The sequence below is a fragment of the Rheinheimera sp. WS51 genome (assembly GCF_050936095.1).
In the GTDB taxonomy this organism is placed as follows: Bacteria; Pseudomonadota; Gammaproteobacteria; order Enterobacterales; family Alteromonadaceae; genus Alishewanella.
Genome location: NZ_JBOTRC010000006.1, coordinates 110,986 through 132,027, shown reverse-complemented (window position 1 = coordinate 132,027; position 21,042 = coordinate 110,986). Strand labels below are relative to the sequence as shown.

Genomic DNA, 21,042 nt, shown 5'->3' with positions numbered 1-21,042 from the left:
GTCACGACAGGTATTTGTCTCTATGATCGATGCCACTTTATCATTTAACGTGGGCATTGTCCTGAATAATAGGATGCAGATACCAGTCAGCTTATGGATAGGCCTGCGCTATAGCCAGAGCCGTAAAGGCAATGCCTTTATTTCCTTTATTAGTTTATTTTCTATCGCTGGAATTTTTCTAGGCGTAATGGCGTTGACTATTGTCAGCTCGGTGATGAACGGCTTTGAGGGCGATTTAAAAAAACGAATTTTAGGTGTTATTCCACATATTATTGTTGAAGCTGACAAAAATAACCTGCAATGGCAAGAGTCACTTAAAACTAATGGCTCGGTATTACAAGTTAGCCCTTATCTACAAACTGAAGCTTTAGTGCAAGCGCCAAGACAGCTAACCGGCGTTATGATGCAAGGGGTGACAGTAGAGGCACTTCCGCAATTTATGCAGCATGCGTTAATTCAAGGCACCTGGCAGGATTTTGCTGCTAAACGCTATGCTGTTGTATTAGGCAGAGGCTTAGCTGATCAACTTAATGTATCGGTTGGTGCTCAAGTTAGGCTAATGCTGGCAACCTCAGGCAGTTATACGCCTATGGGCTGGATGCCACGCCAACGTTTATTTACCGTAACGGGTATTTTAGATACTGAATCAGACGTTGATAATGTGATAGCGGTGACTGCATTAGCTGATTTACAGCGCTTAATGTCGCAACAAGCCGTATCGGCTTGGCGTATTACTTTAAAAGATCCTTTTTCAGCGCCTGTTTTATCTGGCCAATTAGCGACAGATTCTTTATTAAAGGTAACCGATTGGCGGCAAAGCCATGGTAAGTTATTTTCAGCCGTAGCTATGGAAAAGGGCATGATGTGGTTGATGTTATTATTAATTGTTGCTGTAGCGGCTTTTAATATTGTTTCGGCACTGGTGATGATGGTAACGGATAAGCAAGCTGAAATTGCTATTTTAAAAACCTTAGGCATGACAGATAGGCAGCTATTTAATATTTTTGCTATCCAGGGTATTAGCAACGGGGTAGTCGGAGCGGTTAGCGGGGCTATAGCAGGCGTTGTGTTAAGTTGGCAATTAAATAATGTATTAAGTTTGCTTGGTCTACAGGTTTCTACTGTTAGAGTCTTGCCCATAGATATTCAATTACAGCAAATTTTATTAATTTTATTAAGCGCCGTTATGCTAACGTTGCTGGCGGTATGGTACCCAGCAAGAAAGGCTGTTCGTATTAATCCAGCGGAAGTTTTACGTGATGAATAAAGTATTATCAGCGCAACATATAAGCAAAAGTTATCGCGATGGTTTGCAACAAGTTAATGTACTAAAAGGTGTAGACTTAACCGTTCACAGCGGTGAGATGTTAGCTATTGTTGGTAGTTCGGGCTCAGGCAAAAGTACCTTATTGCATATTTTAGGCAGCTTAGATTTGGCTGACAGTGGCTCAGTTGAGCTTTTAGGTGAAGATATTGCAACAATGAGCAGTAAGCGAAAAGCGCAATTACGCAATCAGCAATTGGGTTTTATTTATCAGTTTCACCACTTGCTTATGGATTTCACAGCGTTAGAAAACGTAGCGATGCCGTTATTAATTAATGGTGACAATAAACAAGCGGCTAATAATAAAGCCCAGGCTATGTTAAAACGTGTTGGTTTAGAGCATAGGGCTAGCCATAAGCCAGCTGAGTTAAGCGGCGGGGAGCGCCAGCGGGTAGCCATTGCTCGCGCCTTAGTATCCGAGCCTGCTTTAGTTTTAGCAGATGAGCCTACAGGTAATTTAGATCAGCAAACAGCGGAAAGTATTTATCAGTTATTGCGTCAATTAAACCAGCAATCTAATACCAGCTTTATTATTGTTACGCATGACTTAACCTTAGCGAAAAAATTAGATAAATATTATCTGATGCGTGAAGGTAGTTTGGAGTTAGGGCATGGCTAATCTGGCTTGGCAGTTTGCCAGACGGTATCGCTCTACTAGTCAATCTAATGGCTTTATTCGTTTTATTTCTGCAAGTTCTACTATTGGTATCACCTTAGGTGTAGCAATATTAATTGTAGCCTTGTCGGTGATGAATGGCTTTGAACAAGCGCTTAAACAGCGCTTGTTATCGGTTATACCCCATGTTGAGTTAGAGTCAGTTCATGACGGAATTGCTAACTGGCAAGCCAAACTAGCAAGTTTAAATCAAGCTAAAGGGGTAGAAGCTGGGGCGCCTTATATAAAAACTAACGGTATGTTACGCCAAGGCTTAGCAGTAAAAGCGGTAGAGGTAAGAGGGATCGCTATAGAGTATGAACAGCGTATCAGTGATTTTAAGCAGTATGTTGTTGCAGGCGAGCTTAAAGACTTGTCAGCGACAGAGATAGTCTTAGGTCAAGGTGTCGCTGATGCCTTAGCTGTATCGGTAGGTGATCCTGTACAGTTACTCTTACCCGCGTTAGCCGAAGACGGGCGTCTTGCCAGTTATAGTAACGTTGCGCTTACTGTATCAGCGGTTATCGCTATTGGTGGCCAACTAGATTACAGCCAGGCATGGTTAGATATAGACGCACTCGCTCAATTGCTAGATTATCCTGACTCTAGAGTGCAAGGGCTGGCATTTCGATTAACTGATATTTTTTCTGCACCAGAAACAGCACGTGAATTAGGCCAGCTTTCTACCGATTATGTTTATCTACTAGACTGGTTTCGCAGTCAAGGTCATGTTTATCAAGACATTCAAATGGTTCGGACTATTTTATATCTAGTCTTAGCCTTAGTGATTGCCGTTGCCTGCTTTAACATAGTGGCTACGCTTGTAATGGCTGTGCGCGAAAAGCAAAGTGATATCGCTATTTTACTCACTATGGGTATGTCTAAACGGAGTGTTATTTTTATATTTATCTGTCTAGGTTGGCTAAATGGTGTTGTTGGAACTCTATTGGGGAGTGTTATTGGTGTACTATTAGCCAGTAATATCGAATTTATTTTTGCCGCAATTAGTAAGTTACTCGGTCATTCTTTATTAGACCCAAGCATTTATTTTGTTAATTTTGTACCGTCAGTTTTGCAATTAAAAGATGTTTTTCTGACATGCTTAGTCGCTTTATTGATGAGCTTAATTGCAACTTTTTACCCTGCGCTTCGTGCCAGTAAAGTGCAACCGGCAGCTGTACTAGGCCAAAAATAATGACTTTAGACTGATAGTGAGTTTAATTGTTACTAGGCAAGGCAGGCGTTACTATAAGATGATTTCTGATATTTAAAGCTTGCTTGTATAGCGCTAGAGCTTGATATTAGGTTAATAACGGGGCTTTAATTCAGTTTTTTGTTTTACGTTTTAATAGGCGCTTAGTCTGTGCTTTTTTAACGGATAAGCGCCATAGCCAGTCAATACCAAAGTAGCCAACAATCGCCGAAAAAATTCCCATCAAAAAACAGCCGACTATAAAAGGTTTACCTATAGTTGCAATACTATGTTGCAACCATTGTAGGGTAGGCTCAAAAGCAAAAGCTTCCATTGGCGTCTGTAGTACGATACTGCCAATGATGTAACTTAAATAAAAAAGAAAAGGCATGGTTAACGGGTTTGTTAACCAGACTAAGGCAACAGATAAAGGTAAATTCACTCTAAGGGGGATAGCTACAGCCGCCGAAGCTACCATTTGAAAAGGGATTGGCATCCAAGCAAAAAACAAGCCTACAGCAAAAGCACCGCGAGCAGACTTACGGTTTAAATGCCATAAATTGCCATCGTGCAATAAACTACCAAACAACTTTAATAATCTTTGTTGCTTGATTTTTTCTGGAGATGGTAGATATTTCTTAATAAAGTTCTTTGCCATTACAACCTATTCACAAAAAATGAACATGACGTTATTTTGCCTTGGTGTATTTGCTGCGAGCCTATTGTCGCTATTTTTTCCAATAGTGCCACCTCTTTCGACACTATTTATCTTAGTGCCTATAGTTTTGCTTGCTATTTGGTACCGGCGTCCCTTTATTTTAGGCGCCACGTTATTTTTGTGTTTTTGGTTGTTACAGACGAAGGGTTATTATACGACACAACAGCAACTTCTGGCAGCCCCAGATACGATTATAGGTACAATAATTGAAACACCTAAAATATATCTAGATTATAGCCAAATAGTATTGCAGTTAAACGACGGAGTAGCTAAAGACTATCGTGTTCGCTTAAATTGGCCGTCTGCACCTGTAAATTTGCATGCAGGTCAGAAATGGCAGCTAAAAGTAAGGCTAAAACCCATTATGGGGCTTGCTAACCCAAGTAGTCTTAACTACGAAAGTCATGCCATGCTAAACCATATACTTGCTCAAGGTTCCATTGTACAGCAAAGGGATAATAGCCAGCTTAATAGCCCAATAGTTGCAAAGTTGTTGGGAACTGAGTTTTTATTAAGGCCGTATCTTATCAAGCAACTGACCCAAGCGACAAGTGAACTTGATACAAGATCGTTATTGTTAGCGCTAACTGTTGGCGAACGTCAGTTTACGCAACAATTATGGCAAGGGTTACAACTCTCTGCTCTAAGCCATTTAATGGCGATTTCCGGATTACATATAGGCTTAGTTTTTGTCTGGAGCTTATGGTTAGCAAAATACACAGTATTAATTAAAAATGTAAATTGTCGAACTGTTATCCAATACAGTATCGCTTTAGGATGTGCATTACTGTATGCATGGCTTGCTGGGTTTTCAATTCCAACCTTAAGAGCGAGTTTCGCGCTATTGATACTGGTAATGTGCAAAATTCAACATCGTTCATTTTCATTTCTTCAGTACTGGTTAATCATCGTTGCTTTTTTACTATTGGTTAATCCTTTTTTTGTGCTAAGTATTGGTTTTTGGCTGTCTATATTAGCCGTTGCTATTATTTTTTTATTAATTTGGCAGCAACCCAGAGAGCTTTCTGGCTGGCGCAATAAATTTATATTGTACCTACGATTTCATTTATACCTCACGCTAATCATGTCGTTATTCAGTGTTCTATTTTTTAACGGGAGTTCAGGGTTGGCATTGGTTTCAAACTTAGTCTTTGTGCCGTTTTCTAGCATAATTGCTATACCGATGTTATTGGTGACGCTTATCTTTGAACTCATACAGCTGCCCTTTGCTGGCATTTTTTGGCAGCTAACAGACTGGATATTTACACCTCTGCTACTGTGGCTACAGTGGTGTAGTGAGCAACAAAGTTGGTGGGCATGGCCTAATATGCATTGGTTAACTACCTTAGCCTTGTTGCTGGCAATAATAGTGTTATGGCTAACACGTTTGCGTATAGCTGTGTTGTATTGCGGCTTAGTTGTAGTGGTTATTGCTATCAACGCATACCGTGCTACTCCTTGGCAATTACACCTGATAGATGTAGGGCAAGGTTTAGCTTTGTTATTGCAAAAAGATCAGCATGGATTGTTATATGATGTTGGACCACGCTATAACAATTATAGTGCGACTTCTAGCCAGGTTTTACCCTATTTACGACAAGCGGGTATACGCCATCTTGATTATATTGTACTGAGTCATAACGACAGCGACCACACCGGAGACTGGCAGTTATTACAGCAGTATTACCCTGAGTTAAGGTTAATTACTAATATTGACCATGCTAGCCAAGCGTTACCCTGTCATGATATTCAGTTGCGATATCACGGGGCTAAGGTGGTACTTTTTTCATTAGATGATCTTAGCTTAACCAGCAAAAACGATAGATCATGTATTATGCAGTTAGATATTGAGGGATGGCAGCTGCTTATACCTGGAGATATTTCTAGCCGCGCAGAACGGATACTACTAGCACAGCAGCCAGATCTTAAGGCTAATGTTCTCTTACTAGGTCATCATGGTAGTGCTAGTTCAAGTGAATATGTGTTTTTACATCAAGTGTCGCCGCAGCTGGCATTAAATAGTGCTAGTTTATATAACCGGCATCAGCATCCTTCTGAGCAAGTACGTCAGCGTTTAGAGATGTTAGGCATTCCAATGTTAAATACCGCAACTAGTGGCGCTATACGTTTGCAGATAAGACCAAATAGTGTACAGATTTTGCCATATCGGCCGCAAAGATTACCTTTGTGGCAGTAAAAGCCACATTCAAATGCTGAAACCTAAGCGACAACACGTTAGAATAAACAAAAAACTCAGGTAGGATGACCTTTTGACGACTTCACCTCTTAAAAAACAGCGAAGCTTTCGCCGTTTATTAGCTTATGTAAAACCCTATCGTCTAGGCTTTTTTGCGGCTGCGTTTGGTATGCTTGGCTATGCCTTAGTTGATGTTTATTTTATTTCACAACTAGAAGATTTTATCGATATTGGTATCAATCAAAAAGATACTGATTACCTACGCTATGCCCCCGTCTTTATCATTTGCATTTTTATTATGCGTGGGGTGTTTAATTTTATAGCGAGTTACTGTTTAAATTGGGTAGGTACTCATGTAGTACAAGAAATGCGTCAGCAATTATTCCAGCACTTAATGCGCTTACCTGTTAGCTTTCATGATCAACATTCAACCGGCGAGCTTATCTCTAAAATTACCTATAATACAGAGCAAATAAAGCAAACTACCTCACGCGCTTTAGCCGTGTTAATTCGTGAAGGGGTATTTGTATTTGGTTTATTAGTGATGATGTTTTGGATTAGCTGGCAGCTGTCTTCCATTTTTTTATTAATAGCACCAGTAATAGCGGTTATCGTTCGTTTAGTGTCAAAACGGTTTCAACTTTTAAGTAAAAATATTCAAAGTGCAATGGGAGAGGTAACAACTTGCTCAGAGCAAATGTTAAATGGCCATAAAGTTATTTTGTCTTTCGGTGGCCAAGAAATAGAAAAAGAACGTTTTTTCGCTGTCAATAATTTAACCCGTCGCCAAGATGTAAAAATGGAGGCAACACGTGCAATTAGTGTGTCTTCGATTCAAGTTATAGCGTCATTTGCGCTTGCCTTCGTCATTTATATGGCCAGTTTCCCTGAGATGCTAGACAGTTTAACAGCCGGTAAGTTTACCACTATAGTTGGCTCTATGATGATGCTGCTGCGGCCGTTAAAACAGTTAACGACTGTAAACAGTGAATTTCAGCGTGGCTTAACAGCCGCTGATAGTGTGTATCAAGTATTAGATCAGCCAGCAGAGCAAGACACTGGTACCCATGTTTTAGAAAATATTAAGGGTGAAATTCGCTTTGAAAAAGTTAATTTTTCCTATCCTGGCCATGAGCAACAGGTGTTAAATGATGTTAGCTTTACTGCACCTGCAGGGAAAACAATAGCCTTAGTCGGCCGCTCTGGCAGTGGTAAAACCACGATTTCCAGTTTGCTTCCTCGGTTTTATGATGTGTTCGATGGCGATATTACTATAGATGATATTCCAATTAAAAGTTGTACATTAGCTTCATTAAGACAGCAAATGGCAGTCGTTTCGCAACATGTCACTTTATTTAACGACAGTATTGCTAATAATATTACTTATGGTTTTACTAAGCCGGTTTCAGCAGAACAGCTGCAGCAGGTGGCTGAAAAAGCGCATGTATTAGAATTTACCTCAACGCTAAAAGAGGGGCTTGATACTGTAATTGGCGAAAATGGAGTCAGTTTGTCAGGCGGGCAGCGTCAGCGTATCGCTATAGCACGAGCCTTACTTCGCGAAGCGCCCATACTTATCTTAGATGAAGCGACTTCTGCGTTAGATACAGAATCTGAACGTAAGATCCAAGCGGCATTAAATGAGTTATTAAAAAATCGCACCAGTATTGTCATTGCACACCGATTATCAACTATTGAAAACGCCGATACTATTTTAGTTATGGATCAAGGCAAGATAGTCGAGCAGGGTGATCACACCAGTTTATTACAGCAAGACGGTGTTTATGCTCAGCTTTATAAATTACAATTTGGTGCAGATCATTAAAGCTAGCTGCGGCCGAAGTTAATTAACACTGGATAAAAATGTGAATTGGATAGAGAAGTGTTGGTACGGTAACAGTAAATTAGTCTGGTTATTACTGCCCTTGACATGGCTTTATAGCTTAATTACTGCTGTACGGCGCTTATTGTTTCGCTTAGGCATAAAAAAACAACATAAATTGGCCGTTCCTGTCATCGTTGTCGGTAATATTACTGTTGGCGGTACGGGTAAAACGCCGTTTACGTTAATGCTATGCCAGTTATTAATAGCCCAAGGATGGCGGCCAGGTATTGTTAGCCGAGGCTATGGTGCTAGGATAACTGAACCTGTATTAGTGACTGAAAGTGCCAAGTCTGTTGATGTTGGTGATGAGCCTTTATTACTTGCTAAACGCAGTGGATGTCCTGTTGTTGTGTATCCAGGTCGCGTTAAAGCAGCTGAGTATCTATTACAGCAAACTGATGCGGATATTATTATAAGCGATGATGGCTTGCAGCATTATGCCCTAGGCCGCGATATAGAAATTATTATTGTCGATGGCATGCGTGGTTTGGGGAATCAGCATTTGTTGCCAGCTGGCCCACTGAGAGAGAAACGCTGGCGGCTTAACTTGGCCGACTTAGTGATTAGCAATAGTCAGTCTTTACCTTATGCTGATGGCGTAATGCAGATGATACCGGGCAGTGCAAAAAGCTTGAAGTCTAATAACACTTTAGCGCCTAGCGCTGTCAGTTTAGTTGCTGCAATTGGCAATCCCGCCCGTTTTGTCAATACAGCAAAGCAAGCCGGTTTTACTTTATTGCAACAGCATTTTTTTATTGATCATTATCAGTTTACAGAGGCTGACTTTAGCCACATTACAACACCAATATTAATGACCGAAAAAGATGCAGTTAAATGCAGACATTTTGCTAAAGCTGATTGGTATAGTTTAAGTGTTAATGCACAATTAGACCCAGTAGCAATGACTAAACTAAATACCCTTTTAACACAGTTACGGAGTACCTATGGCACTTAAATTAGCATTAACCGATATTTTGGCCTGTCCTGTATGTAAAGGAAAACTTAAATACGATAAAGACTCAGCTCAGCTAATTTGCCTTGCAGATAAGCTCGCTTACCCTATTCGTGAAAATATTCCTGTGTTAATTGCAGAGGAAGCGACGCAGCTGTCAAGCGAAGAGGTTGAACAATGGCGTTCGTAGTGGTTATTCCCGCTCGTTATGCTAGCAGTCGTTTACCGGGAAAGCCTTTAGCGGATATAGCCGGTAAATCGATGATAGAGCGGGTTTATCAGCAGGCTAAGTTAAGTGGTGCTAGCCAAGTGGTTGTGGCAACCGATGATGCTCGGGTTGAAGCGGAAGTATTACGCTTTGGTGGTGAGGTTTGCTTAACGTCGAAGGCGCATAACTCGGGTACTGAGCGTTTAGCAGAAGTGGTAAGCATATTAAAGCTAGCGCCTGATACGGTAGTGGTTAATGTGCAAGGCGATGAGCCCTTTATTCCACCTAGCATTATTAAACAGGTTGCGACCAATTTAGCTAGTCAGTCTAAAGCTAATATGGCTACCTTAGCGGTGCCTATTGAAACGAGTGAAGAAGTGGCTAACCCTAATGTGGTAAAAGTAGTCTGCGATAAAGATAATTACGCCTTATATTTTAGCCGAGCTGTTATTCCATTTGATCGAGATAAACAATTTTCAGAGCAAATTAATAGCCTGTATCGTCGGCATATTGGTATTTATGCGTATAGAGCTGAGTTTATTAACCGTTATGTGCAATGGCCGGCATCAGCATTAGAACAAATTGAATGTTTAGAGCAGTTAAGGGTGTTATGGCATGGCGAAGCTATTCATGTCGCCACTGCGCTTGAAACGCCCGCAGTAGGCGTAGATACTGCCGCTGACTTAGCCGAGGCGTGTCGTTATGCCCAAGGTTTAGAATAATTTGGCTTTAAATACGAACTTAACCGAAGCGGCATTTCGAGTAGTGGCTGTCACAGATCACTTTGTTTTGCTTAATAAGGCACCTGGGATCAGTTTTCATTCCGATGATGGACCCGGTCTAGTTGTCTTAGCTGAACAAGAGTTACAGATGAAGCTATATGCGGTTCACCGCTTAGATAAAGTAACTTCTGGCCTTATTCTGTTGGCACGAAGTGCTGCAGCTGCAGCTAAGCTAAGTAAAGCTTTTAGTCTGCAGCAAATTGAAAAGTATTATTTAGCAATTAGTTTAGACAAGCCATTAAAAAAGCAAGGCTGGGTAAAAGGGGATATGGTTTTAGGCCGGCGCTCTGGCTGGAAATTGCTAAAAACGATGCATCAACCTGCTATTAGCTATTTTATTAGCCAAGGCTTTGCTGACTTGCCGTTTAGAGCATTTTTAATTAAACCCTTTACAGGTAAAACGCACCAAATACGCGTAGCGCTAAAAAGTGTTTCTGCGCCTATTGCCGGCGATGTGCTTTATCAAGCAGAAGCTGAGTCTCGGGTATATTTACACGCTTATGCACTTAAGTTTTCTGTATTTAATCAAGATTTTGCATATGTTTGCCCACCTGATATTGGCCAGCGTTTTAAGCAATTAACTCAGCAGCTACAGCCGTGGGCTAAGCCTTGGTGTTTAACATGGCCAAGCTATAAAAATAAAGCAATTAAAGCGACAAAATAGCCAAGTCAGTTTTTAATAACTTAATAAACCTTCGTAGTCGAGTAGGAATATGTCTGAATATTTATTGCGGTTTGCTGGTATTGGTCGCTTGTATGGCCAGCAGGCTTTGGAAACATTCCGCCAAGCCCATGTTGTAGTAATAGGTATTGGTGGAGTCGGTAGCTGGGCTGCTGAGGCACTTGCACGCTCTGGTATTGGCGAAATTACGCTGATTGATTTAGATGATGTTTGCGTAAGTAATATAAATAGGCAATTGCATGCCCTTAGCCAAACAGTTGGCCAAGATAAAGTTGCGGTTATGGCTGAGCGTATTTTAGCTATAAATCCAGACTGTAAAGTAAACCAGGTAACAGACTTTATCGCGCCAGATAATATGCAAGCATTGCTGCCTAATGGCATTAGCTATGTTGTTGATGCAATTGACTCAGTAAAAGCAAAAGTGGCGTTAATTGCTTATTGTAAGCGGAATAAAATTCCGTTAATCACGACTGGTGGTGCAGGCGGCCAAGTGGATCCAACTCAAATTCAACTGACCGATCTTAGCCAAGCTTTTAATGATCCTTTGTTAGCAAAAGTACGCAATGCGCTGCGTCGTGATCACAATTTTACTCGTAATACTAAAAGACGCTTTGGCGTAGATTGTGTATTCTCGACTGAGCAACTGAAGTACCCACAGCCAGATGGCAGTGTTTGTCAGCAAAAGCCAGACATGACCACTAGTATGCGTTTAGACTGTAGCGGTGGTTTTGGCGCTACAACAGTTGTGACTGCTAGTTTTGGTTTGGCTGCAGTATCTAAACTCTTGCTTAAACTCAGTAAGACAAAGTCTAAATAAAAACGGATTTTATCTTATTTTATACAGCTTTTAATGTGGCTAATCATTGCTGTTAGCCCATTACTTCGTGATTGACTTAAATAAGGCTTAAAGTTAAGCGTTTCAAACTGATGTGTTAGGTCAAATTTCGTTAGTTCATCGGTAGATAATCCATTGATTTGGCATAACATAATCGCCATTAAGCCTTTTACAATTCGCGCTTCACTGTCTAAAACAAAGAAATGCTGATCATGGGCTGTATCATGATAATGCAATAGCCAAGCGCGGCTTTCACAGCCTTTAACCAATAAATCATTATTTTTCATTTTTTCCGGAATAGCGGGTAGCTTCTTTCCTAACTGCATTAATACGCGGTAACGACTTTGCCAGTCTTTTGTTTGACTTATTAATGGGAAATCTATTTGTTTTACTTCCTCAAGCCCAATTTGTGTTTCTGCTAATAATTTTTCTAGTTTCATGCAGTTAATATCTCCATGGCCTGCTCCAAAGCGAACAAACACTGGTTTACATCTTCAAACGTATTATAAGCGGCTAAAGAGCATCGAACCGCACCACGTTGTTGAAGGTAGCTAAATAATGGCATGGCACAATGTTGGCCAGCGCGAACAGCAATTTTTTGTTGATTCAATAATTCGGCAACATCCGAGTGGTGTTCGCCAACTACATTGAATGTCACTATACCGGCATTATGAATAGGACTAGAAAGAATATCTATGCCTTGTATTCTCGCTAACCCACAGTGTAAATGCTGGGTTAACAATAATTTATGTTGTTTTATCTCATTCTGATTAACATTTTGCAACCACTTTATCGCAGTAGCTAAACCAATGGCACCAGCAATGTTGGGTGTACCCGCTTCTAAACGAAAAGGCAATTGATTAAATGATGTGCTAGCAAAGCTAACCTGATCTATCATTTCACCACCAGCAAAAATAGGAGTAAGTTGCTGTAATTGTTTATATTTTCCATATAAAACGCCTATTCCAGTGGGGCCGTAAAGTTTATGCCCTGAAAAAACGTAAAAGTCGCAATCAAGTAATTGCATATTTGGTTGCTCATGCACTATGCCTTGAGCGCCATCTATAACCGTAATTGCGTCTTCAGCTTTAGCTAAAGCAATCATTTCCATTGCGGGTTGAATATGACCTAACACGTTAGAGATGTGGCAAAAACTAACGACTTTAGGCTTTAATAAAAGTAATTGCTTATAGGCTTCAAGGTCAATTTTATTTTCCGCAGTTAAAGGCACAACGTCGATAATAACACCATGGCGTTGACAGTGTAGTTGCCAAGGTACAATGTTGGCGTGATGTTCTAACTGAGTTAGTAATATACGATCACCAGGTTGTAATACCGTATGCATTAAGCCAAAAGCAATTTGATTAAGAGCCGCTGTTGCACCACTACAAAAAATAACCTCTTCAGGTAGGCTGGCATTAATATATTGAGCAATACTGGTTCTGGCATCTTCAAAACTCTGTGTAGCTTGCTGGCTTAAGCTATGCGCTCCACGGTGAACATTGCTGTTATCTTTAGCATAAAATTTAGCTATTGCATCAAGTACTTGCTGAGGTTTTTGCATTGTTGCAGCATTATCTAAATATACCCAGTTAGATTGTTCAGTAAAAAATGGAAACTGGCGGCGAAATAACTGGATATCAAAGCAAGACATAATTGTACGAGACTCAAATAGTAGAATATTAGGATTTTGCCTGTTTTGCCCGGTAGGCGCAAATATATGCAAGTGCTAGAAATAAAAAAAGCGGCCAAAGCCGCTTTTTAAGGATTGAGAATTAACGCTTGTTTAAATCAACGAAATCACGGCTAGTGTAACCGGTGTAAAGTTGGCGAGGGCGACCGATTTTATGGCCTTTTTCACCTAACATTTCATCCCAATGAGAGATCCAACCAACTGTACGTGACATAGCGAAAATAACTGTAAACATACTGGTAGGAATACCAATTGCTTTTAAGATAATACCACTATAGAAATCGACATTAGGGTACAGTTTCTTCTCGATAAAGTAAGAGTCTTCAAGCGCAATTCGCTCTAACTCCATTGCTACATCTAGTAATGGATCTTTAATATTTAACTCTTTGAGTACTTCATGGCAAGTTTCGCGCATCACTTTAGCTCTAGGGTCAAAGTTTTTATAAACGCGATGGCCAAAGCCCATTAGACGGAAAGAATCATCTTTATCTTTTGCACGTGCAACGTATTCTGGAATGCGATCAACAGAGCCAATTTCTTGTAACATTTTTAAACAAGCTTCGTTAGCACCGCCGTGTGCAGGTCCCCATAACGATGCAACACCCGCAGCAATACATGCGTACGGATTAGCACCTGATGAGCCCGCTAAGCGTACAGTTGAAGTAGAGGCATTTTGCTCGTGATCAGCATGCAGCATAAAGATTTTATCCATCGCCTTAGCTAAGGTAGGATTTACTTTATATTCTTCAGCAGGTACAGAGAACATCATATGTAAGAAGTTAGCTGAAAAGCTTAAATCATTGCGTGGATGGACAAAGGGTTGGCCAACCGTATATTTATACGCCATAGCAGCTAGAGTAGGCATTTTAGCAATTAAGCGGTGTGCGCTACGTTTACGTTGTGCAGGATCATTAATATCTAAATCTGAATGATAAAAAGAAGACATAGCACCAACAACACCACAAAGCATTGCCATAGGATGAGCATCTACACGAAAGCCTTGATAAAACGCAGCAATTTTTTCATGCACCATAGTATGGCGAGTGATAGTGGTTTTAAAATCTTCGTATTGATCTTTACTTGGCAGTTCGCCTTCGAGTAACAAATAGCAAAGCTCTAAATAATCTGAATGGTCGGCTAGTTGTTCTATCGGATAACCGCGATGTAGCAACATACCTTGATCGCCATCGATGTAAGTGATTTTAGATTCACATGAACCCGTAGACATAAAGCCTGGGTCAAATGTGAAAAAACCTTGTTGGCCCAAGGCACGAACGTCAATCACATCAGTGCCGGCGCTACCTGAGTAAACGGGTAACTCAAATGATTTCCCATCAACCTGCACGACGGCCTTTTTATCTGCCATTGGATTTCTCCTGTTGTTGTAGTATCGAATTAAAGGAATTATTTACAATGGCCGCTATTCTACCTGTAAATGCCCCCCATAAGTCAATTTTAATCAATATTTGCTGATAATGTATACGACAGAGGTCTTATTGCTCTATCTATAAAATTGTGTAATGGTCAAAATCGACATTTTACAATGTTAGCGTAAACTAAAATTGTAATAATGGTCAGTGAAATATATACTATGGCTGTTTTAAACGGTTCACTCAGTAATATTTTTTTGCTGAATCTGGGAACAATGATCCAGCTTGAGCAAAAAAGTGTATTGAATATTGAGTATTGGCTGTTTAATCAGCAATAACAACGACAATGACAACAAGAGCTCGATTATGGGCATCGATGGGCAAGCACTGTGAAAAAACAAAGACCAGTTAATCTCGACCTTTCCACCATATCGTTTCCGGCACCTGCCATAGCGTCAATTCTGCACCGCGTTTCCGGCGTGGCAATGTTTTTCGCGTTGATATTCGTTATTTGGGCCTGGGCGTATTCGTTACAGGACCAGCAAAGCTTTGATTACGTAAAAGAGCTAATGACGTCACACTTCGCCAAAATTATTGCTTGGGGTTCAATCTCATTACTTACTTACCATATTGTTGGCGGAATCCGTCATATGATTATGGATTTAGGCCATTGGGAAGAACTGCAATCGGGTAACTTAAGTGCAAAACTTTCAATTGCACTATGGGCTGTATTATCAGTATTAGCAGGAGTTTGGTTATGGTTCTAAATCAAGCAAGCCTAAAACGCGATGGCGTGCAGGATTTTGTATCACTGAGAGCAACAGCCGTTGTGCTGATGCTGTACAGTTTTTTTATTCTTGGTTTCTTTATTTGTACACCAGAAGTGACCTTTGAAGTATGGCAAGCATTGTTTGCTAATACTCTAATGAAGGTATTCACTTTATTGGCATTAGTTTGTATTGCCGTGCACACCCGCATTGGTTTATGGCAAGTATTAACTGACTACATTAAGTCAGCAAGATTACGTGCAGTTTTACAGTTTTTCCTTTATACACTGGCATTCGCTTATGTTGCGGTTGGCCTGTTTGTTTTGTGGGGTGCTTAAGTGACTATTCCAGTAAGAGAATTTGATGCCGTAGTAATCGGCGCAGGTGGTGCGGGTATGCGCGCTGCATTGCAAATTACAGAATCAGGTTTAACCTGTGCATTATTATCTAAAGTATTCCCAACCCGTTCACATACCGTGTCGGCGCAGGGCGGTATTACAGTTGCTTTAGGTAACACTCACCGAGATAACTGGGAGTGGCACATGTTTGATACCGTTAAAGGCTCTGATTACATCGGTGATCAAGACGCAATTGAATATATGTGTAAAACCGGCCCTGAAGCCATTACTGAACTTGAAAATATGGGGTTACCTTTTTCACGTTTAGAAAACGGTAAAGTGTATCAGCGTCCATTCGGTGGTCAGTCTAAAGATTTCGGTGGTGAGCAAGCCGCGCGTACAGCTGCAGCAGCTGACCGTACCGGCCATGCATTATTACACTTGTTGTATCAACAAAACGTAAAAAATAAAACCCAAGTATTTAGCGAATGGTATGCGCTTGATTTAGTTAAAAATCAAGATGGTGCTATTGTTGGCTGTACTGCGATTGATATTGAAACAGGTGAAATTGTTTACTTTAAATCAAAAGCAACCGTTTTAGCGACAGGTGGTGCAGGCCGTATATTTGCTTCTACTACTAATGCCCACATTAATACCGGTGACGGTGTTGGTATGGCGTTGCGTGCAGGTGTTCCATTACAAGATATGGAAATGTGGCAGTTCCACCCAACCGGTATTGCTGGTGCTGGTACTTTAGTAACAGAAGGCTGTCGTGGTGAAGGTGGTTACCTATTAAATAAAGACGGTGAGCGCTTTATGGAGCGTTATGCGCCAAATGCTAAAGACTTAGCTAGCCGTGACGTTGTAGCTCGTTCTATGATGACAGAGATCCGTGAAGGCCGCGGCTGTGAAGGTCCTTGGGGTGTTCACCTTAAGTTAAAACTTGATCACTTAGGTAAAGATGTATTGGAAAGTCGTTTACCTGGCGTGTGTGATTTATCTCGTACCTTCGCTCATGTTGACCCAGTGAAAGAGCCAATTCCTGTTATTCCAACTTGCCACTATATGATGGGTGGTATTCCAACTAATGTTGATGGTCAGGTAATTAAAGCCAATGTTGATGGCTCTGAGACAATTATCCCAGGCTTATTTGCTTGTGGTGAAATTGCTTGTGTATCTGTTCATGGTGCAAACCGCTTAGGTGGTAACTCGCTATTAGATTTAGTGGTATTTGGTCGTGCAACAGGTTTACATTTAGGTAAAGCCTTAGCAGCAACAGCAGAGCCACGTGTGGCAACAGAATCAGATATCGATGCGGCGTTAAGTCGTACTAGACGTTGGGAAGATTCTAAACCTGGTCAAGGCGAAGACCCGGTCCAAATTAAGAAAGACCTACAGAAATGTATGCAATTAAACTTCTCGGTATTCCGTGAAGGTAAAGCAATGGCTGAAGGTTTAGAAGAACTTAAGCAAATTCGTGAACGCTTAAAATATGCCCGTTTAGATGACAAGAGCTCTGATTTTAATACTCAGCGTATTGAGTGCTTAGAACTAGATAACTTAATGGAAACAGCGGTAGCAACGGCTGTGGCAGCAAATTTCCGTACTGAAAGTCGTGGCGCGCATGCTCGTTTTGACTTCCCAGATCGTGATGATGAGAACTGGTTATGTCACAGTGTTTATACGCCAGAAACTGAATCAATGTTTAAGCGTAAAGTTAACTTGGAGCCTAAGTTCCGAGATGCTTTCCCGCCTAAAGCACGTACTTATTAAGAGGGCTCAGCGATGAAGAAATTAGTTTTCTCAATCTATCGTTACAACCCTGATGTTGATAAAGCGCCTCGTATGCAGGAATATACTTTAGATAATCCTGAAGGCCGCGATATGATGGTGCTAGATGCACTGATCAGGTTAAAAGAACAAGATCCAACATTGTCATTCCGTCGCAGCTGCCGTGAAGGTGTTTGTGGTTCAGATGGGATGAATATTAATGGTAAAAATGGTTTAGCTTGTATAACATCATTAACTGATGCAGGCACTAAAGGTGGCAAGATTATTGTTCGACCTTTACCTGGTTTACCAGTTGTTCGTGACTTAGTGGTTGATATGGGCCAATTTTATACACAGTATGAAAAAATTAAACCATATCTAATTAATGATAGTAAAATTCCACCGGCAGGTGAGTTTAAGCAATCAATTGAAGAGCGTGATAAGCTTGATGGTCTATACGAATGTATTTTATGTGCTTGTTGTTCAAGCTCATGCCCATCATTCTGGTGGAACCCAGATAAGTTTATCGGTCCTGCCGGTTTGCTTAATGCTTACCGTTTCTTAGTTGATAGTCGTGATACTGCGACAGATGAGCGTTTAAACGATTTAGATGATGCTTTCAGCGTATTCCGTTGTCATGGCATTATGAATTGCGTTAATGTTTGTCCTAAAGGTTTAAACCCAACTAAAGCAATTGGTGAGATTAAATCTATGTTGTTAAATCGGGCGCTTTAATGCGCCTGCTTTTGGTCTGTGAATAAAAAACGGCGCATTTAAAGCATAATGCGCGTTTTTTTGCTACTTTTTCCAGGTGCGCGGAAATTAAGGGAAACTAAATGCACGAAGGTGTAATGAAGGCGTGGCTAGAGTCTTCTCATTTAGGCGGTGGAAACATGGCCTATGTTGATGAACTCTATGAATCCTACTTAGCTGAACCTACCAGCGTTTCTGATGAATGGCGTGATTTTTTCGCCAAACTACCTAAATTGGATGGGGTAGATTTAGAAGTTCGTCATGCTGATGTTAGGCAGCAATTTGCTGATTTAGCTAAAAACAAACATCGCGAAGTCGTGGTGGTTAATAATGGCGGTGCAGCAGATAGTCGTCAGGTTAAAGTGTTGCAGCTGATTAACTCTTACCGCTTTCGCGGCCATCAGCAGGCAAATCTTGATCCATTAAAGCTGTGGCAAAGACCACGAGTTCGTGATCTTGAGTTGTCGTACCATGATTTATCTGAAGCTGATTTTGATACCGAGTTTAATGTGGGATCTTTCGCCAGTGGCCAAGAAACCATGAAACTGGGAGACTTATATAAAGCATTAGAGAAAACCTATTGTGGGTCAATCGGTGCTGAATATATGCACATTGTCTCTACAGATGAAAAGCGTTGGATCCAGCAGCGTTTAGAAAGCATTCAATCAACCCCTTCTTATAACAAATCAGAGCAAGCCGCTATTCTTAAAGGCTTAATTGCTGCTGATGGCTTAGAAAAAGCGTTATCGTCAAAATTCCCAGGTGCTAAACGCTTTGGTTTAGAAGGTGGCGATGCGATGGTACCTATGCTCAAAGCGATGATTCATCGCGCTGGCGAACAGGGTGCTAAAGATTGCGTTATTGGTATGGCGCACCGCGGTCGTTTAAATACACTAATTAACGTTTTAGGTAAAAATCCATCTAAGTTATTTGATGAGTTTGCCGGTAAGTACGAAGTAGTGGGTGCGGGTGACGTTAAATACCATATGGGTTTCTCTTCTGATTTTAAAACAGCCGGCGGTAATGTTCACTTAGCCCTAGCGTTTAACCCATCGCATTTAGAAATTGTAAACCCCGTTGTAATGGGGTCAGTACGTGCACGTTTAGACCGTCGTGATAACAGTGATGGCTCATACGCTTTACCTGTAACTATTCACGGTGACTCGGCATTTGCCGGCCAAGGTGTTGTTGCTGAAACTTTTAACTTATCGCAAACCCGTGCCTTTAAGGTTGGCGGTACAGTGCGTATTGTTATCAACAACCAAGTTGGCTTTACGACATCTAATCCAGAAGATACCCGTTCAACTGAATACTGTACTGATATTGCGAAAATGGTGCAGGCACCAATATTCCACGTTAATGGTGATGATCCTGAAGCCGTTGTGTTTGTAGCACAGCTAGCTGTTGATTATCGCAATACTTTCAAACGTGATGTGGTTATTGATTTAGTTTGTTACCGTCGTAACGGTCATAACGAAGCGGATGAGCCAAATGCAACACAGCCGCTGATGTATCAAAAAATTAAAAAACATCCAACCCCGCGTGAGTTATATGCAAACAAGCTTATTGGCCAGAATGTATTCACAGCCGATGAAGTTTCTGCTTTAGTTGCAGATTATCGCGATGCATTAGATAAAGGGGATTGCGTAGTTGAAGAAAAAGTGGCTGTTACTGCTGCCTCTGTCGACTGGACGCCCTATTTAGGTCATGACTGGGATGCTAATTATGATGCCAGTATTTCACTTGATAAATTAATAGAACTAGGTAAAAACGCGACTAAAACACCTGAATCTGTTGTATTGCAGCGTCAAGTAGGCCGTGTTTATGCTGATCGTGCCTTGATGTTAGCCGGTGAGAAAAAAGTTGATTGGGGCTTTGCTGAAATTTTAGCTTACGCTTCAACCGTATCTGATGGTAATCGGATCCGTATTGTTGGTCAAGACTCTGGCCGTGGCACTTTCTTCCATCGTCATGCGGTATTGCATAATCAAACTGATGGTTCTACTTATATTCCACTGGAACACGTTAGTGATAAACAAGCGCCATTCGAAGTTTTTGATTCGGCCTTATCAGAAGAAGCGGTATTAGCTTTTGAATATGGTTATGCTACTGCAGAACCACGCACTATGGTTATTTGGGAAGGGCAGTTCGGTGACTTCGCAAATGGTGCTCAAGTTGTAATTGATCAGTTTTTAAGTTCAGGGGAACAAAAATGGGGCCGTTTATGTGGCTTAACCTTATTGTTACCTCATGGTTATGAAGGCCAAGGCCCAGAGCATTCATCTGCTCGGTTAGAGCGCTTCTTACAGCTGTGTGCTGATCATAATATGCAGGTGTGTATTCCAACTACGCCAGCGCAAGTGTTTAATATGCTGCGTCGCCAAATGGTTCGTCCTATGCGTCGTCCATTGATTGTTATGTCACCTAAATCTCTATTACGTCACCCACTTGCAACGTCAACCTTAGACGAATTAGCCAGCGGTGTGTTCCATAATGTAATTGCTGAAATAGATGATATTAACCCATCAGATGTTAAACGTGTTGTATTCTGTAGTGGTAAAGTTTATTACGAACTGCTTGAAGAGCGCCGTAAACGTGAACAAAAAGATGTTGCGATTATCCGTGTTGAGCAATTGTACCCATTCCCACATGATGAAATGGCCAAAGTATTAAACGATTACCAACATGTTACTGATTTTGTTTGGTGTCAAGAAGAGCCGCAAAACCAAGGCGCTTGGTATTGTAGCCAGCATCATTTCCGTGGTGCTATTCCGCAAGCTGGCAATTTAACTTATGCCGGACGTGAAGCTTCATCATCACCAGCAGTAGGCTATTTGTCTGTTCATAATAAACAGCAACAAGCCTTAATTAATGATGCGCTAACAATAAAATAAATTAACTTGGCCTGCCTAGCAGGCCAT

At 41.0% G+C, this 21,042-nt stretch carries 19 protein-coding genes; 15 read left to right on the top strand and 4 right to left on the bottom strand.

Going from position 1 to position 21,042, the window contains the following annotated elements; all coding sequences use genetic code 11:
* Positions 1 to 22 precede the first annotated feature (22 nt).
* From ACRCA4_RS09310 to ACRCA4_RS09300, 3 genes are read left to right on the top strand one after another with little or no spacing between them, the layout of a single operon-like run.
* Entirely contained in the window at positions 23 to 1,267 is a 1,245-nt protein-coding gene (locus ACRCA4_RS09310) for a lipoprotein-releasing ABC transporter permease subunit (RefSeq protein ID WP_433187352.1), read from the top strand.
* Positions 1,260 to 1,943 carry a lipoprotein-releasing ABC transporter ATP-binding protein LolD gene (lolD, locus tag ACRCA4_RS09305; protein WP_433187349.1) on the top strand — a complete coding sequence of 228 codons (684 nt, stop codon included), beginning with the start codon at positions 1,260 to 1,262 and terminating at the stop codon, positions 1,941 to 1,943. Before ACRCA4_RS09310 ends, lolD begins: the two co-directional genes overlap by 8 nt.
* The gene (locus ACRCA4_RS09300; RefSeq protein ID WP_433187346.1) at positions 1,936 to 3,174 is read left to right on the top strand and encodes a lipoprotein-releasing ABC transporter permease subunit; all 1,239 of its coding nucleotides are present in this window, start codon (positions 1,936 to 1,938) and stop codon (positions 3,172 to 3,174) included. Before lolD ends, ACRCA4_RS09300 begins: the two co-directional genes overlap by 8 nt.
* 130 nt (positions 3,175 to 3,304) lie before the next feature.
* Here ACRCA4_RS09300 and ACRCA4_RS09295 read toward each other — a convergent pair whose 3' ends face one another.
* Positions 3,305 to 3,829, bottom strand: coding sequence for a DUF2062 domain-containing protein (locus ACRCA4_RS09295; RefSeq protein WP_433187343.1), 525 nt, complete (start codon positions 3,827 to 3,829; stop codon positions 3,305 to 3,307).
* Positions 3,830 to 3,854: 25 nt separating this feature from the next.
* Between ACRCA4_RS09295 and ACRCA4_RS09290 the strand changes: the two genes are divergently transcribed.
* From ACRCA4_RS09290 to tcdA, 7 genes are all read left to right on the top strand, one after another.
* Entirely contained in the window at positions 3,855 to 6,086 is a 2,232-nt protein-coding gene (locus ACRCA4_RS09290) for a DNA internalization-related competence protein ComEC/Rec2 (RefSeq protein ID WP_433187340.1), read from the top strand.
* 73 nt (positions 6,087 to 6,159) lie between these two features.
* A complete protein-coding gene (gene msbA, locus ACRCA4_RS09285; RefSeq protein WP_433187337.1) occupies positions 6,160 to 7,911 on the top strand; it encodes a lipid A export permease/ATP-binding protein MsbA in 1,752 nt (583 codons plus the stop codon).
* 40 nt (positions 7,912 to 7,951) lie between these two features.
* A complete protein-coding gene (lpxK, locus tag ACRCA4_RS09280; protein WP_433187335.1) occupies positions 7,952 to 8,926 on the top strand; it encodes a tetraacyldisaccharide 4'-kinase in 975 nt (324 codons plus the stop codon).
* On the top strand, positions 8,916 to 9,113 hold the full coding sequence (locus tag ACRCA4_RS09275) for a Trm112 family protein (protein ID WP_433187332.1): 198 nt from the start codon (positions 8,916 to 8,918) through the stop codon (positions 9,111 to 9,113). The genes lpxK and ACRCA4_RS09275 overlap by 11 nt, the downstream gene beginning before the upstream one ends.
* Positions 9,101 to 9,853 (top strand): 3-deoxy-manno-octulosonate cytidylyltransferase, encoded by a 753-nt coding sequence (kdsB, locus tag ACRCA4_RS09270; RefSeq protein ID WP_433187329.1) that lies wholly within the window; start codon positions 9,101 to 9,103, stop codon positions 9,851 to 9,853. The genes ACRCA4_RS09275 and kdsB overlap by 13 nt, the downstream gene beginning before the upstream one ends.
* A gap of 1 nt (position 9,854) precedes the next feature.
* Positions 9,855 to 10,577: a pseudouridine synthase gene (locus tag ACRCA4_RS09265; protein WP_433187326.1), complete on the top strand. Its 723-nt coding sequence runs from the start codon at positions 9,855 to 9,857 to the stop codon at positions 10,575 to 10,577.
* 49 nt (positions 10,578 to 10,626) lie between these two features.
* A complete protein-coding gene (tcdA, locus tag ACRCA4_RS09260) occupies positions 10,627 to 11,412 on the top strand; it encodes a tRNA cyclic N6-threonylcarbamoyladenosine(37) synthase TcdA (RefSeq protein WP_433187323.1) in 786 nt (261 codons plus the stop codon).
* Positions 11,413 to 11,426: 14 nt separating this feature from the next.
* Here tcdA and ACRCA4_RS09255 read toward each other — a convergent pair whose 3' ends face one another.
* From ACRCA4_RS09255 to gltA, 3 genes are all read right to left on the bottom strand, one after another.
* Complete coding sequence (locus ACRCA4_RS09255; protein WP_433187321.1) at positions 11,427 to 11,870, bottom strand: SufE family protein; 444 nt, start codon at positions 11,868 to 11,870, stop codon at positions 11,427 to 11,429.
* Positions 11,867 to 13,084 carry an aminotransferase class V-fold PLP-dependent enzyme gene (locus ACRCA4_RS09250; protein ID WP_433187318.1) on the bottom strand — a complete coding sequence of 406 codons (1,218 nt, stop codon included), beginning with the start codon at positions 13,082 to 13,084 and terminating at the stop codon, positions 11,867 to 11,869. The genes ACRCA4_RS09255 and ACRCA4_RS09250 overlap by 4 nt, the downstream gene beginning before the upstream one ends.
* 121 nt (positions 13,085 to 13,205) lie before the next feature.
* On the bottom strand, positions 13,206 to 14,489 hold the full coding sequence (gene gltA, locus ACRCA4_RS09245) for a citrate synthase (protein WP_433187315.1): 1,284 nt from the start codon (positions 14,487 to 14,489) through the stop codon (positions 13,206 to 13,208).
* Positions 14,490 to 14,882: 393 nt separating this feature from the next.
* Between gltA and sdhC the strand changes: the two genes are divergently transcribed.
* The 5 genes from sdhC (at position 14,883) to ACRCA4_RS09220 (ending at position 21,015) form a co-directional block, all read left to right on the top strand.
* Positions 14,883 to 15,260, top strand: coding sequence for a succinate dehydrogenase, cytochrome b556 subunit (gene sdhC / locus ACRCA4_RS09240; RefSeq protein WP_433187312.1), 378 nt, complete (start codon positions 14,883 to 14,885; stop codon positions 15,258 to 15,260).
* On the top strand, positions 15,251 to 15,598 hold the full coding sequence (gene sdhD, locus ACRCA4_RS09235; protein ID WP_433187309.1) for a succinate dehydrogenase, hydrophobic membrane anchor protein: 348 nt from the start codon (positions 15,251 to 15,253) through the stop codon (positions 15,596 to 15,598). Before sdhC ends, sdhD begins: the two co-directional genes overlap by 10 nt.
* A complete protein-coding gene (gene sdhA, locus ACRCA4_RS09230; RefSeq protein WP_433187307.1) occupies positions 15,599 to 17,371 on the top strand; it encodes a succinate dehydrogenase flavoprotein subunit in 1,773 nt (590 codons plus the stop codon).
* 12 nt (positions 17,372 to 17,383) lie between these two features.
* Positions 17,384 to 18,103: a succinate dehydrogenase iron-sulfur subunit gene (locus ACRCA4_RS09225; RefSeq protein ID WP_433187305.1), complete on the top strand. Its 720-nt coding sequence runs from the start codon at positions 17,384 to 17,386 to the stop codon at positions 18,101 to 18,103.
* 101 nt (positions 18,104 to 18,204) lie between these two features.
* Positions 18,205 to 21,015 carry a 2-oxoglutarate dehydrogenase E1 component gene (locus ACRCA4_RS09220; protein ID WP_433187303.1) on the top strand — a complete coding sequence of 937 codons (2,811 nt, stop codon included), beginning with the start codon at positions 18,205 to 18,207 and terminating at the stop codon, positions 21,013 to 21,015.
* Positions 21,016 to 21,042: the final 27 nt, after the last annotated feature.